This is a genomic window from Bradyrhizobium sp. URHA0013 (genome assembly GCF_000518345.1).
In the GTDB taxonomy this organism is placed as follows: domain Bacteria; phylum Pseudomonadota; class Alphaproteobacteria; order Rhizobiales; family Xanthobacteraceae; genus Bradyrhizobium.
In genome coordinates this window covers 19,341-33,145 of the sequence record NZ_JADK01000008.1, presented here as the reverse complement: position 1 = coordinate 33,145, position 13,805 = coordinate 19,341, and the positions used below count along the sequence as shown (strand labels likewise).

Below are 13,805 nucleotides of genomic sequence, written 5' to 3'. Positions count from 1 at the left end.
CCCCGCAAGAACGCACCTTTTTGAGCCATGGGCACATCCTTGAAACCTGCGCACATCGATTTGACTGCCCCGCCGATGCCGGATCGCGACCACGCGGACTGCCGCGGCGTCGCCTCGATCCTCGCGCGCGTCGGCGACAAATGGAGCGTGTTCGTGATCATGATGCTGAGCGACGGGCCCAAGCGCTTCAACGAGCTCAAGCGCATGATCAACGGCATCTCGCAGCGGATGTTGACCCTGACGTTGCGCGGGCTCGAGCGCGACGGGCTGGTCACACGCACGATCTTCCCGACCATTCCGCCGCGCGTGGATTACGAGCTGACCGATCTCGGCCGCGGACTGCAGCAGCCGGTGAGGGCACTCGGCGAATGGGCGATCACGCATCAGGAGCAGATCGCCTCGGCGCGCACGCGCTTCGACGAGCGGAACACTCCTTAAAGCAGCGAGACCAAGCCACCGCCGTGGCGTTCGAGCCGGCCGGCGAGCTCGAGCTCTAAGAGCACGGTGCGCACGATGGCCGGCGAGGCGCCGGACATCCGCACGAGATCGTCGATCGTGACAGGGGCGGGGCCGAGCAGGCTGGTGATCTGATCGCGGTCGTGTCCTTGCGGATCGCTTTCGAACGGCTCGCTGTCGGGCTCGTTCGCGGTGCGCATCAGCGGCCGCTCCATGATCGGTGCGACCGCGTTGACGACGTCGGCGGCTTCGGTGACGAGCGTCGCGCCCTGCTTGATCAGGTCGTTGGTGCCGGCGGCGCGCGGATCGAGCGGCGAGCCCGGCACCGCGAACACCTCGCGGCCCTGTTCGGCCGCCATGCGTGCGGTGATCAGCGAGCCCGAGCGGTGCGCCGCCTCCACCACGACGACGCCGAGCGCGGCGCCAGAGATCAGCCGGTTGCGGCGGGGGAAGTCGCGGGCGCGCGGCTCGTGGCCGAGCGGCATCTCGGAGATCGCGGCACCCTTGCGGTCGAGGATCGAGGCCAGCAAATCGCCGTGCTCCGGCGGATAGATGCAGTCATGGCCGCCGGCGAGCACGGCGATGGTGCCGCTCTCCACGCTGGCGCGGTGCGCGGCCTGGTCGACGCCGCGGGCGAGCCCCGAGATGACGACAAAGCCGGCCTCGCCAAGCTCGCGGGCGAGCTGACCGGCGAATTTCAAGCCCGCACCGGAGGCGTTGCGCGAGCCGACGATCGCGATCATCGGCCGCATCAGCGTTGCATTGTCGCCGCGCACGGCGAGCAGCGGCGGCGCATCGTCGAGCGTTGCCAGCCGCGCCGGATAACCGTCCTCGCCGGACGCGAGCCAGGCAATTCCGAATTTGCGGCTCGCGGCGAGCTCGGCCTGCGCCTCGTCGGTGCCACAGATGCGCGCCGATCGCTGCGCACCGCCGCGGCGTGCGAGATCCGGCAGCCGCTCCAGCGCCGCGCGCGCCGTGCCGAAATGATCGACCAGCGACCGGAACGTGCGTGGCCCGACATTGTCGGACCGGATCAGCCGCAGGCGGTCGATCCGGTCGGCCTCGGTCAGCTCTACACTTGGATTGATGGCGTCCACGGCGGCTCCTTGCAGGCACAGCATGGAACAACCTGAGGGCGTGGGCAACAGCGGCGTGCGCTTGCGCGGCTTCGTCGCGATGCTAAAAGCGATCCCAATAAGAAGGGTATTGCCATGATCTCACTCGCCGACCTCCAGCGCCGCATCGAAGCGGGCGAGCTTTCGCCCGAGTCCGCCATAGCGCAATCGCATGCGGCGATCGAGGCGCGGGAGAAGGAGGTCCACGCCTTCGTCCGTCACGACAGCTCCGCGAAGGCGCAAGGCGCGGGGCCGCTGCGCGGTATCGCGGTTGGGATCAAGGACATCATCGACACCGCCGATTTCCCGACCGAGATGGGATCGTCGATCTATCGTGGCTGGCAACCGCGCGCCGACGCGCCTGTCGTGATGATGCTGAAGCGTGCGGGCGCCACCATCATCGGCAAGACCACGACCACCGCGTTCGCCTCGCGCGATCCGACCCCGACACTCAATCCGCACAATCTTGGCCATACGCCGGGCGGCTCGTCCTCGGGCTCGGCCGCGGCCGTCGGTGCCGGCATGATCCCACTGGCTCTGGGCACCCAGACCGGCGGCTCGGTGATCCGGCCCGCGGCCTATTGCGGCACCACCGCGATCAAGCCGTCGTTCCGGATGCTGCCGACGGTCGGCGTCAAATGCTATTCGTGGGCGCTCGACACGGTCGGCCTGTTCGGCGCGCGCGCGGAAGATCTCGCGCGCGGATTGCTGGCGATGACCGGCCGCACCGAATTCGCCGGCATCGTCCCGGCGAAGGCGCCGCGCATCGGCGTGGTCAGGCAGGAGTTTGCCGGTGCCGTGGAGCCGGCCGCCGAAGAGGGGCTGCAAGCCGCGATCAAGGCCGCCGAGAAGGCTGGCGCCAGCGTGAAGACTATCGATCTGCCGGAGGCGGTGCAGGAGGCTTGGCGCATCCATCCTGTGATCCAGGACTTCGAGGCGCATCGCGCGCTCGCCTGGGAATTTTCCGAACGCCACGACGAGATCGCGCCGATGCTGCGCGCCAGTCTCGATGCGACGGTCGGTCTCACACCCAAGGACTATGACGACGCACGCCGGATCAGCCGCCGCGGACGCCGCGAGATCGGCGAATTGTTCGAGGGGTTCGACGTGCTGCTGACCTATTCGGCGCCGGGCACTCCGCCGGCCAAGGAGCTCGCGAGCACCGGCGACCCCCGCTACAACAGGCTCTGGACACTGATGGGCAATCCTTGCGTCAACGTGCCCGTGCTCAAGGCCAATGGCCTGCCGATCGGCGTGCAGGTGATCGCACGCTTCGGCAACGACGCGCATGCGCTGGCGACGGCGTGGTTCCTGGAGCAGGCGCTGGCGAAATCAGGCTAGCGCAGGCTCGCGGGGAACGATGCGCTGGCCGGATGCGGCCGGCGCTGGACCGTGATCGGCACCTTGCTTGAGCCAGCGTCCGGCGGCCTCGCGGCCGCTCCGGTGCAGCGCACGAATGAAGCCGCGGCCGAGGTCGGTGGACGAGCGCTGCGCCAGGCCGTCGACGAAATCTTCCGCGGCGATCCTGGAGAGCCGCAGCGACGATGCGGCCTGCGATTGCGCCCATTCCATCGCTGCGATCTCGGCATTGAGGGCGGCGTTGGCCGCGATCTGATCCAGCCTGCGGTCGATCGCGGCGAGCGTGATCGGCACGTAGCTGTCGCGCGCCGGCGTGACCTGGACCAGCAGGATTTCGGTGCTCGTCGTGTCCTGCACGAGCCGCAGCAGGGGCGGGTTGCCGCCGAGGCCGCCGTCCCAATAAGCCTCGCCGTCGATCTCCACCGCGCAATGAACCAGCGGTGGACAGGTCGAGGCCAGCGCGACGTCGGCCGTGATCACGTCGTTGCGGAAGATCTGCTGCTGCCCGTCGCGGATCCGGGTCGCTGCGATCTGCAGCTTCGGGCAGCGTGGGTCGCGCAAGGCGGAAAAGTTGATGTCGCGCGACAGCGCCTGCCGCAGCGGATCGAGATCGAACGGATCGAACTGGCCGGAGCGCAGCGTCGGACCGAACGCGACCGAGCTTCCCGCCGGCGAGAAGCCGCCGATCAGCATCAGCGATCGGAACGAGGCTTCGTGCATCAGCCGGATCCAGAACCGGTTCAGCCGCGCACGCGCGCCTTCGCGGCCACCCTCGGCGAAACCGGAGGCGAGCAGCAGCGCGTTGATGGCGCCGGCGCTGGCGCCGCTGATGGTGTCGATTGCGATGGATGGCTCTTCCAGCAGCCGCTCCAGCACGCCCCAGGTGAACGCGGCGAAGGTGCCGCCGCCCTGAAGCGCCAGCGATAGCTTTTGCGGCGGCCATTGGTTCGCTAGGGGTTGCGCGGGTGCAACTGGTCCCGCGGCGATCACTGCCTCAACTGTTAGAGGAGCTTGCGCGATGCGAGCAGGCTGCGGCGCTGGTGGCGAAACGGGCACAGGCTTGGGAGCAGGAACCGGCGAGGGCGCACCGGACCAGATATCCGTGGTCGAGAGCATCCGGCTTGCCGCAGTGCCCTGCAAGCCATCTTCAACATGCGCGCTGACAATCTTCTCGCTCATTCTGAGCAACCGCGTAGAGCCATGTCCATGATCAGGGCCAAGGCCTGGAACCCGTTCGTCCATACAGCCGTGATTCGGCTGCAAGTTGCGAACACCATTTGCGATATAATGCAGAAGGGGTGCCGCGGTATCCGTGGATTCCCGGCTTATGCCTTCTCGCCGATCCGGCTTTCCTTGCCCGATTGCAGCCGCTTGATGTTCTCGCGATGAGCGTAGAACAACAGCAGCGTCAGCACCGCCGCCAGCGTCGCGAGTGCGGGCTGGCCGAACCACAACAGGAACAGCGGGGTGATGAACGAGGCGACCAGGGCCGAGAGCGAGGAATAGCGGGCGGTGAAGGCGGTCGCCAACCAGAGCAGGCAGAACACCACCGCAGCCGGCCAGAACAGCCCGAGCATAATGCCGATATAGACGGCGACACCCTTGCCGCCTTTGAACTTGAGCCAGACCGGGAAGAGATGGCCGAGGAAGGCGCCGAGCCCGGCCAGCATCGCGGCATTGGGACCGGCGATGTAGCCCGCGATCACCACCGCCACGGTGCCCTTGAGCGCGTCGAACAGCAGGGTTGCGGCGGCAAGGCCCTTGCGCCCCGTGCGCAGCACGTTGGTGGCGCCGATGCTGCCGGAGCCGATCGAGCGGATGTCCTGCGTGCCGCCGAGTTTCGTCAGGATCAGTCCGAACGGAATCGAGCCGAGCAGGTATCCGATGACAAAAGCCACCGGCAGGAACAATTCAAGCGCCATGTCTGCAAATTCCCTGGCTGCAGCTCCGCACGTCAGACATGCTCGTATACCGTCCGTCCGCCGACAATGGTGCGCACCACGCGACCTGTAAAGCGGGCCTCGTCGAACGGCGTGTTCTTGCAGGGCGATTTGAGGTCGGCGGGATCGACCACCCAGGGGACATCGGGGTCGATCACGATGACGTCGGCGGGGCTGCCTGTGCGCAGGGTTCCGCCAGGCAATCCCAAAATCTCGGCCGGCCGGGTCGACATCGCGCGGATCAGCGTCTTGAGATCCAGCTCGTCATTGTGCACGAGGCGAAGGCCCGCCGGGAGCATGGTCTCCAGCCCGATGGCGCCGGGGGCCGCTTCCGCGAAAGGCAGGCGCTTGACCTCGACGTCCTGCGGATTGTGGTCGGACATGATGACGTCGACGAGGCCGGAGGCGACGGCGGCGACCAGCGCGCGGCGGTCGTCCTCGGTGCGCAGTGGCGGCGACAACTTCAGGAACGAACGGTAAGGGCCGATGTCGTTCTCGTTCAGCGCAAGGTGGTTGATCGAGGCCGAGGCGGTCACGGCGAGGCCGGCGTCGCGGGCGCGCCGGAGGATTTCGAGCGACTCGATGCAGGTCAGCGACGCCGCGTGATAGCGGCCGCCGGTGAGCGCGACCAGGCGCATGTCGCGCTCCAGCATCACGGCCTCCGCCGCGTTCGGGATGCCCATCAGTCCGAGTCGCGAGGCGAATTCGCCCTCGTTCATCACGCCTTCGCCGACGAGATCGCGATCCTCGGTGTAGTGCACGATCAGCGCGTCGAAATCGCGCGCGTAGGTCAAGGCGCGGCGCATCACCTGCGCATTGATCACGCTCTTGTCGCAGTCGCTGAAGGCGATCGCGCCGGCCGCCTTGAGGAGGCCGAACTCGGTCATCTCCTCGCCTTGCATGCCCTTGGTCAGCGCCGCCATCGGCTGGATGTTGACGATCGCGGTGTCGCGGGCGCGACGCATCACGAAGTCGACGGTCGCCGAGTTGTCGATCACCGGCAAGGTATCGGGCTGGCAGATGATGGTGGTGATGCCGCCGGTCGCAGCCGCCTGGCTCGCAGACGCAAAGGTCTCGCGATGGCTGAAGCCGGGCTCGCCGACGAAGGCGCGCATGTCGATCAGGCCGGGTGCGACGATCTTGCCGGCGCAGTTGACGACGTCGGTGCCCTCGGGGACGCCGGCAGCGCCAATGCCGCGGCGGGTCTCCCGGATGATGCCGTCGGCAATCAGGACATCGCCGGGACCATCGAAATCCCGGGAGGGGTCGACGACGCGGGCGTTGGCAAGCAGGATGGGTCGGCGGTCGGTCAACATGAGCATCACGCGTTCGGCAGGTTGCGGGCGAGCGCTTCCAGCACCGCCATGCGCACGGCCACGCCCATTTCCACCTGTTCGCGGATCAGGGACTGCGCGCCGTCAGCGACGGCCGTGTCGATCTCGACGCCGCGGTTCATGGGGCCGGGATGCATGACAAGGGCGTCTGGCTTGGCGTAGGCAAGCTTCTTCTGGTCCAGCCCGAAATAATGGAAATACTCGGAGGTCGACGGCACGAAGGAGCCGTTCATGCGCTCGCGCTGGAGCCGCAACATCATGACGATATCGGCGCCGTTGAGCCCCTCGCGCATGTCGCGCGCGACCTCGACGCCCATCCGCTCGATGCCGGGCGGCAGCAGCGTGGAGGGGCCCACGACGCGGACGCGGGCGCCCATCGCGTTGAGCAGGATGATGTTGGAGCGGGCGACGCGCGAATGCAGCACGTCGCCACAGATCGCGACCACGAGGCCTTCGAGCCGCCCCTTGTTGCGGCGGATGGTCAGCGCGTCGAGCAGGGCTTGTGTCGGATGCTCATGCGCGCCGTCGCCGGCATTGATCACGGAACCGTCGACCTTGCGGGCCAGCAGTTCCACCGCGCCGGAGGCGTGATGGCGCACCACCAGGATATCCGGGTGCATGGCGTTGAGCGTCATGGCGGTGTCGACCAGCGTCTCGCCCTTTTTGATGGACGAGGAGGACACCGACATGTTCATGACGTCGGCGCCCAGCCGTTTGCCGGCGAGCTCGAACGAGGATTGGGTCCGGGTGGAAGCCTCGAAGAAGAGGTTTACCTGCGTCCGTCCACGCAGGACGGTGCGCTTCTTGTCAACCTGGCGGTTGAGCTCGACATATTCTTCGGACAGGTCGAGGAGGCCGGTGATGTCGGCCGCGGAAAGGCCCTCGATGCCCAGCAAATGCCGGTGGCCGAGGACAAAGGTCGATTTCGATGTCATTAAAGCGAGAGCTATAGGCGGGGATGGCCGGGGGGGCAAGGGCCAAAGCCCATGAGGGGAGTTATCCCCCGATCTGTCGGTCTTATCGCTGTGGCGTGAGCTGTCTCCGTCTTCTTCGTCATGCCCGGGCTTGTCCCGGGCATCCACTTTCTTAAGGTGCTGTCGCAGAAAAGGCGTGGATGGGGGGGGCAAGCCCGGCCATGACGACTGGGATGCATTTCGTGAAATCAATTCTGGCAGCGCTCCTGGCGCTCATGACGATCAGCACCGCCCACGCCCAATCGCTTCCCGGCGGTTTCGTCTATTTGCGCGACATCGACCCCAGCATCATCCAGGACATCCGCTACGCCACCTCGAACAATTTCGTCGGCCGTCCGCTCGCCGGCTACGGCGTCGGCGAATGCGTGGTGAAGCGGGAGATTGGGCTGCGGTTGAAGGCGGTGCAGCAGGAACTGGTGGCGCAAAATCTCTCGCTTAAAATGTTCGACTGCTACCGGCCGGCGCGGGCCTCGCTCGACATGGTCAGGTGGTCGCAGAACGGCCAGGAGACGGTTGCCGAGCGGCGCTACAATCCCAAAATTCCCAAGACCGAGCTGTTCCGCCTCGGCTACATCGCAAGCCGCTCGCAGCATTCGACGGGCGCCGCGCTCGATCTCACGCTGGTCGATCTCAAGGCGGACAATTCAGGCAAATACGACCCGTCAAAGGCCTACGCCGACTGTACCGCGCCGGTCGAGGCGCGCCCGCCCGAGGGCAGTGTCGACATGGGCACAGGTTACGACTGTACCGACGTGAAAGGGCACACCTCCGCGCCAACGGTCAGTCCGGACCAGCGCGCCTGGCGCAAGCGGCTCGTGGCTGCGATGGCGAGGCAAGGCTTTGTGAACTATGCGAAGGAGTGGTGGCACTTTTCACTGCCGGGGGCGGGCGGGGCGGCCTATGATTTCCCGATTCCGCCGCGGATGAAGTAGATCGCAACCGACCCGCCCGGAATGCCTCCCAATGAAAGCGCTTTGATGGATTCGCTCAATCCCGATCATCCGCCGCCGACCGTGACGCCTGCGCACGAGGCGCCGCGCGTCTGGAAATTCTGGGGCACGGCGCTGTGGGGGATCGTTATCTTCGCTGCAATGTTCGTCGGGCAGATCGGCGCCATCGTTCTGCTGGCGGTGCAGCGTGGCCTGCCGATGGACCTCGCCTCGCTTCAGCTCGTCGGCGGCGAGCCGCAGGCGCTCGCGCTGTCGGTGATACTGGGCTTGCCGGCGACACTGGCTGCGGTGTGGCTTGCCATCCGCATCAAGAGGGCCTCCTTCGTCGACTATCTCGCGCTACGCTGGCCGTCCTGGAAGCAACTCCTGTTTGGCGCTGTTGGCCTCATCCTGATCGTCGTGGCCTGGGAGACGATGTCGCGGAGCCTCGGCCGCGAGGCCACGCCGGGCTTCATGACCGATCTGTTGAAATCTGGTCGCGACAAGGGCGCAGCCTTCTTCCTGCTGTTCGCCTTCAGCGTGGCAGCGCCGATGTCGGAAGAGGTTTTGGCGCGCGGCTTCCTCTATCGCGGCTGGTCGGCGAGCTTCCTGCGCGTGCCCGGCGCGATCATCCTGTCGTCGCTGCTGTGGACGGTCGTGCACCTGCAATACGACCTGTACTTCCTCGCCGAGGTCTTCTCCATCGGCCTGTGGTTTGGCTATATGCGCTATCGCAGCAGCTCGCTCTGGCTCACGATCGTGCTGCACGCGCTGAACAATCTGACGGCGGTGGTGCTGACGATGTGGCTGGGGAGCTAGCCCGACGGTCGCCCAAGTTCCGTCATTGCGAGCGAAGCGAATCAATCCAGAATCTGTCCGCGGAGAGACTCTGGATTGCTTCGTCGCAAGGGTTCCTCGCAATGACGAGAAGGAGAGCTGCGCCCGCAATGACGAATTCTAGGCCACCAGCGCGATCACGATCGGCATCGTGATCGCCGCCAGGATCGTCTGCAGCGTGATGATCTGCGCCAGTAGTGGGGCATCGCCGCCCATCTGTCGGGCCAGCACATAGGCGCTGGTGGAAGTCGGCACGGCGGCGCAGATCGCGACGATGGCGAGGCTGTCGCCGGACAGTCCGAACCAGACGGCGAGCACCAGGGCGACCACGGGCATCAGCACCAGCTTGAACACCACGCCGATAGCGGCGCCTGCGCTGGGGCGGAGCAGGCCTTCAAGATGCAGGCCGGCGCCGGTGACGAGCAGGCCGATGGCGAGGGAGGAGCGGCCGAGTGCGTCTGCCACCTCATGCCAGATCCTGGGCAGCGGCAGGTGGATGACATTGATGACGAGACCGATCACGCAGGCCCAGATCAGGGGATTGCGGACAACCGTCATGACGATCGCGCGCGCGGATTGCTTCTCCGGAGCGGCGTAGTGCGCGAGCACCGCCACGCTGAGGACGTTGACCAGCGGAATGATCGCCACCATCGCGACGGAGGCGAGCGCCAGCCCGACCTCGCCGAACATATTGGCGGAGACGGACAGCGCCACATAGGTCTGCCAGCGGATCGCGCCCTGGAAGATCGAGGTGAAGGCGGGGCCGTCGATATCGAGACGCGACAGGGCCGGGCGGAGCGCGAGGCAGAGCAGCGACATCGCGAGCGCGGAGAGCAGCAGCGCGCCGCCGACGCCGGCGACCGGCACCCTGGACAGGTCGGCCTTCACCAGCGTCTGGATCAGCAGCATCGGAAACAGCACGAAATAGGTCAGCCGCTCCAGCCCGTTCCATTGCGTGTCGAGCCGCATCAGGGTGCGCTTCAGCACCACGCCGAGCACGATGAGGATAAAGACGGGAAGGAGCGCCGCGATCACGACGGCCATGGATCAGCCGGGCCCCGGGGCTGCGCGCAGATTGGCGAGGCGGTCGAGCGCGCCTTGCAGGATGAAGATCGCGGCGTGCTCGTCGATCACTTCGGCGCGCTTGGCGCGGCTGACGTCCATGCCGATCAGCTCGCGCTCGACCGCGGCGGTCGACAGACGCTCGTCCCAGAGGCCGATGGGCAGCGCGGTCAGGCCGGCGAGGTTGCGGGCAAACGCCCGGGTCGATTGCGCGCGCGGGCCTTCGCTGCCGTCCATGTTGATGGGCAGGCCGAGCACGAAGCCGACGGCCTTACGTTCACTGGCAATCGCGAGCAGCCGGGCGGCATCCTGCTTGAACGCCTTGCGCTGGATGGTCTCGACGCCGGTCGCTAACCGACGGTCCGGATTGGAGACGGCAACGCCGATGGTCTTGGTACCGAGATCAAGGCCGACCAACCCGCCGCGTTCGGGCCAGTGGGTTGCAGCATCGACGAGAGGCAGGATAAGAGCCGGCATGGGATCAGCGCATATCACGCGTCAGGCTGCGGAGTGAACCTGTAACTATGGATGCGCTGACATTATTCGGCTTGGTCGCCGTGACAGCGATGCTGGTCACTTACGCCCTGGAAGACCGCAGCCACTGGTTCGTGCTGCTGTTCGCGATGTCCTGCGTGCTCGGTTCGGCTTACGGCTTCCTGCAGGGGGCCTGGCCGTTCGGCGTGGTCGAGGCGATCTGGGCTTTGGTTGCGTTGCGGCGCTGGCATCTCAGGCCGCGATGACATCGTCGTCTTGCTTCAGGCAAGCGGCAAATCCGTTCAGCGCACTGGTTTGATGTCCGGCACGACGCTGGATGAAGAGCGTCTCGACGTGCGCGTGCGAATGGCTCAGCGCGTGGATCGATACGCTGCCGTTGATCGCACTGCGTTCGACCACGGCGCGCGGCAGCAGCGTCACGCCCATGTCGGCGGCGACACAGCCGATCATGCCGTCGAGCGTGCCGAGCTCGAAGCGTGCGGCCGACGGCCAGCCGAACTCGACAAAGATCTGTTCCAGCCGCTGCCGGTAGGTGCAGCCGGTGCGGAACGTCAGCGCGGTCGGGCCGGATTCCGGCGTCCCGGCGCGCAGCTCGGCGAGCGTGGCCCAGCGCCGCGCGCTCACCAGCACCAGCTCTTCGCGGAACGCGCTTGTCGTGGTGAGATCTGCATGCGCGATCGGACCTGCGACGAAGGCGCCGTCGAGCGTGCCTTCGAGCACGCAAGCGACGAGGTCGGCTGTGGGCGCGGTGCGCAGGCTCAGCCGCACGGCGGGAAAGCGGCGATGAAAATCAGCCAGCAGCGGCGGCAACCGCACGGCCGCGGTCGTTTCCATCGAGCCGATCGCTAGCGGTCCCTTGGGCTCGCCGTCGTCGCAGGCAGCGAGCACGGCCTCGCGCGCTAATGCGGACATCCGTTGCGCGTAGGGCAAAAGGCGCTTGCCCGCGCCGGTCAGGGTCATGCCGCGGCTATGCCGTTCGAACAGCGGCGTACCGATCTCCGCCTCCAGCGCCTTCACGCGCTGGGTGACGTTCGACTGCACCGTGTTGAGCTCTTCGGCCGCGCGGGTGATGCCCCCGGTGCGGGCGACGGCGGCGAAGGTCTGGATGTCGCTGAGTTCCATGGCATCGTTTCGCTTTTGAGATGGTAGCGTTCGTTTGAATTCAATTTTAGAGAATGGTATTCTGGACTAATGTTCGTGTCGAGAGCGGAGGAGCCATGCCGATCACCACGCCGCTGACCCAGCTCCTGGGGATCAAGCATCCGATCCTGCTGGCTCCGATGGACACGATCGCCGGCAGCCGGCTGACGCGGGCTGTCAGCGAGGCCGGCGGCTTCGGGATCCTGGGTGGTGGCTACGGCGATCAGGAGCGGCTCGAGGCCGAGACCAGGCAGCTGATCGGCTTTGCGTCGTTCGGTATCGGCTTCATCACCTGGAGCCTGGCAAAACAACCAAAACTTCTCGACATCGCGCTCGCTGCCAATCCGCAAGCGATCATGCTGTCATTCGGCGATCCCGCACCATTTGCAGCGCGCATCAAGGCGTGCGGGGCGCGCTTGATCTGCCAGGTGCAGAGCGAGGACATGGCGAAGCAGGCGCTCGACGCCGGTGCGGACATCCTGATCGCGCAGGGGACCGAAGCCGGGGGCCATGGCGCATCGCGCACCACCGTCGACATCGTGCCTGCGATCGTCGATTTCGCGGCCGGCCGCGTGCCGGTGGTTGCCGCCGGCGGAATTGCCGATGGTCGCGGGCTCGCGGCGATGATGATGCTGGGCGCCTCCGGGGTGCTGATCGGCACGCGCTTCTATGCGAGCGTGGAGGCCAATGGTGCGGAGGAGGCCAAGCAGCGCATTCGCGACGCCGATCCCAATGACACGGTGCGCGGCGTCATCGTCGACTGGTCGCGCAGCCTGTTCTGGCCGGCGCCGTTCACCGCGCGAACGCTGGTCAACGATCATATCAGGCGCTGGACCGGCCGCGAGGTCGAGCTGCTGCAGCGCGCCGCCGAGGTGACCGTCGACTATGCCGCGGCAAGGGCAGCGGGCAATTTTGAGGTCGCCGCGGTCTTTGCCGGTGAGGCTGTCGGCCTGATCCATGATATTCCGTCCGCCGCCGAAATCGTCGAACGGATCGCGACCGAGGCCGAGCAATTGCTAGCCGGTCGGCGTAATTCCAGCGTGTCCGCCTAAACTGCGAGAGAACAACCATGTGGCCGAACCGTCGACTGATTGACCTCTTCAAGACCGAATTCCCGATCGTGCTGGCGCCGATGGCTGGCGTGATGGACGCGGAGCTGGTGATCGCCGTTGCGCAAGGCGGGGGGCTCGGCTCGCTGCCGAGCGCGATGCTGTCGCCGGACAAGGCGCGCGAGCAGGTCAACATCATCCGGCAGCGGGTCTCCGCGCCGGTGAACATGAATTTCTTCTGCCACACACCGATCGAGCTCACGGCCGAGGCGGAGGCGCGCTGGAAGCAGCGCCTCGCGGGCTACTACCGTGAGCATGGCCTTGATCCCGCCGCACCCATCAATGCCGCGAATCGCGCGCCGTTCGACGCCGGCTTCTGCGCGGTGGTGGAGGAGCTGAAGCCGGAGATCGTCAGCTTCCATTTCGGCCTGCCGGAGGCCGCGCTGCTCAAGCGGGTCAAAGCGGCAGGATGTCTCGTCATCTCCTCGGCGACCACGGTGAGGGAAGCGATCTGGCTCGAGCAGCACGGCGCTGACGCGGTGATCGCACAAGGTGCGGAGGCCGGCGGCCATCGCGGCATGTTCCTGACCGACAAGATCTCGGAACAGCCCGGCACCTTTGCGCTGGTGCCGCAGGTGGTCGACGCGGTGAAGGTCCCGGTGATTGCGGCTGGCGGCGTTGCGGATGGCCGCGGCATCGCGGCGGCGTTCGCGCTCGGCGCGGCAGGCGTGCAGATCGGAAGTGCCTATCTGCGCTGTCCGGAATCCAAGGTCAGTGCGGCGGCCCGCGCGGCGCTCGCCGAAGGGCGGGATGATTCCACCGTCATCACCAATGTCATGACGGGGCGCCCGGCGCGCGGCGTCCAGAACCGCCTGATGCGCGAGGCCGGCCCGATTTCGCCGGACGCACCGCCATTTCCTCATGCCGCAACGGCGCTGGGACCGCTGAAGGCGGCTGCCGAAAAGCAGGGCACGGTGGATTTCACCAACCTCTGGGCCGGGCAGGCCATCGCCCTGGGCCGCGAGGTCCCGGCGGCTGAACTGACCCGCGATCTCGCCAAATCGGCCCTGGCCCGCCTGAAAGCTCTCGCCGGATAGATCCCGCCGCCGGTTGCG

At 66.6% G+C, this 13,805-nt stretch carries 15 protein-coding genes; 7 read left to right on the top strand and 8 right to left on the bottom strand.

Going from position 1 to position 13,805, the window contains the following annotated elements:
• Positions 1-27 precede the first annotated feature (27 nt).
• Entirely contained in the window at positions 28-438 is a 411-nt protein-coding gene (locus N551_RS0112845) for a helix-turn-helix domain-containing protein (RefSeq protein WP_027567316.1), read from the top strand.
• Here N551_RS0112845 and dprA read toward each other — a convergent pair.
• Positions 435-1,577 carry a DNA-processing protein DprA gene (dprA, locus tag N551_RS0112840; RefSeq protein WP_035961326.1) on the bottom strand — a complete coding sequence of 381 codons (1,143 nt, stop codon included), beginning with the start codon at positions 1,575-1,577 and terminating at the stop codon, positions 435-437. The genes N551_RS0112845 and dprA overlap by 4 nt on opposite strands.
• A gap of 90 nt (positions 1,578-1,667) precedes the next feature.
• Here dprA and N551_RS0112835 point away from each other — a divergent pair, with 90 nt between their 5' ends.
• Entirely contained in the window at positions 1,668-2,912 is a 1,245-nt protein-coding gene (locus tag N551_RS0112835) for an amidase (RefSeq protein ID WP_027567314.1), read from the top strand.
• Here N551_RS0112835 and N551_RS0112830 read toward each other — a convergent pair.
• From N551_RS0112830 to N551_RS0112815, 4 genes are all read right to left on the bottom strand, one after another.
• Complete coding sequence (locus N551_RS0112830) at positions 2,904-4,109, bottom strand: patatin-like phospholipase family protein (RefSeq protein WP_027567313.1); 1,206 nt, start codon at positions 4,107-4,109, stop codon at positions 2,904-2,906. The two genes, N551_RS0112835 and N551_RS0112830, sit on opposite strands and share 9 nt — an antisense overlap.
• 146 nt (positions 4,110-4,255) lie before the next feature.
• Positions 4,256-4,852, bottom strand: coding sequence for a glycerol-3-phosphate 1-O-acyltransferase PlsY (gene plsY, locus N551_RS0112825; protein ID WP_027567312.1), 597 nt, complete (start codon positions 4,850-4,852; stop codon positions 4,256-4,258).
• Positions 4,853-4,884: 32 nt separating this feature from the next.
• Positions 4,885-6,186 (bottom strand): dihydroorotase, encoded by a 1,302-nt coding sequence (locus N551_RS0112820; protein ID WP_027567311.1) that lies wholly within the window; start codon positions 6,184-6,186, stop codon positions 4,885-4,887.
• 5 nt (positions 6,187-6,191) lie between these two features.
• Positions 6,192-7,139, bottom strand: a complete 948-nt coding sequence (locus N551_RS0112815; protein ID WP_007603315.1) for an aspartate carbamoyltransferase catalytic subunit — start codon at positions 7,137-7,139, stop codon at positions 6,192-6,194.
• Positions 7,140-7,351: 212 nt separating this feature from the next.
• Between N551_RS0112815 and N551_RS0112810 the strand changes: the two genes are divergently transcribed.
• Positions 7,352-8,110 (top strand): M15 family metallopeptidase, encoded by a 759-nt coding sequence (locus N551_RS0112810; protein WP_027567310.1) that lies wholly within the window; start codon positions 7,352-7,354, stop codon positions 8,108-8,110.
• Positions 8,111-8,155: 45 nt separating this feature from the next.
• Positions 8,156-8,926, top strand: coding sequence for a CPBP family intramembrane glutamic endopeptidase (locus tag N551_RS0112805; protein WP_027567309.1), 771 nt, complete (start codon positions 8,156-8,158; stop codon positions 8,924-8,926).
• Positions 8,927-9,064: 138 nt separating this feature from the next.
• On the opposite strand, the gene N551_RS0112800 is transcribed toward N551_RS0112805, so the two are convergent.
• Both N551_RS0112800 and ruvX read right to left on the bottom strand, forming a co-directional pair.
• Positions 9,065-9,988: an AEC family transporter gene (locus N551_RS0112800; protein ID WP_027567308.1), complete on the bottom strand. Its 924-nt coding sequence runs from the start codon at positions 9,986-9,988 to the stop codon at positions 9,065-9,067.
• A 3-nt stretch (positions 9,989-9,991) separates the two neighbouring features.
• Complete coding sequence (gene ruvX / locus N551_RS0112795) at positions 9,992-10,483, bottom strand: Holliday junction resolvase RuvX (protein ID WP_027567307.1); 492 nt, start codon at positions 10,481-10,483, stop codon at positions 9,992-9,994.
• A gap of 47 nt (positions 10,484-10,530) precedes the next feature.
• Here ruvX and N551_RS0112790 point away from each other — a divergent pair, with 47 nt between their 5' ends.
• Positions 10,531-10,746, top strand: coding sequence for a hypothetical protein (locus tag N551_RS0112790; RefSeq protein ID WP_027567306.1), 216 nt, complete (start codon positions 10,531-10,533; stop codon positions 10,744-10,746).
• Here the strand turns inward: N551_RS0112790 and N551_RS0112785 are convergent.
• On the bottom strand, positions 10,733-11,623 hold the full coding sequence (locus N551_RS0112785) for a LysR family transcriptional regulator (protein ID WP_027567305.1): 891 nt from the start codon (positions 11,621-11,623) through the stop codon (positions 10,733-10,735). The two genes, N551_RS0112790 and N551_RS0112785, sit on opposite strands and share 14 nt — an antisense overlap.
• A gap of 95 nt (positions 11,624-11,718) precedes the next feature.
• Here N551_RS0112785 and N551_RS0112780 point away from each other — a divergent pair, with 95 nt between their 5' ends.
• A complete protein-coding gene (locus tag N551_RS0112780; protein WP_027567304.1) occupies positions 11,719-12,693 on the top strand; it encodes a nitronate monooxygenase family protein in 975 nt (324 codons plus the stop codon).
• A 17-nt stretch (positions 12,694-12,710) separates the two neighbouring features.
• Positions 12,711-13,787, top strand: coding sequence for a nitronate monooxygenase family protein (locus N551_RS0112775; protein ID WP_027567303.1), 1,077 nt, complete (start codon positions 12,711-12,713; stop codon positions 13,785-13,787).
• Positions 13,788-13,805: the final 18 nt, after the last annotated feature.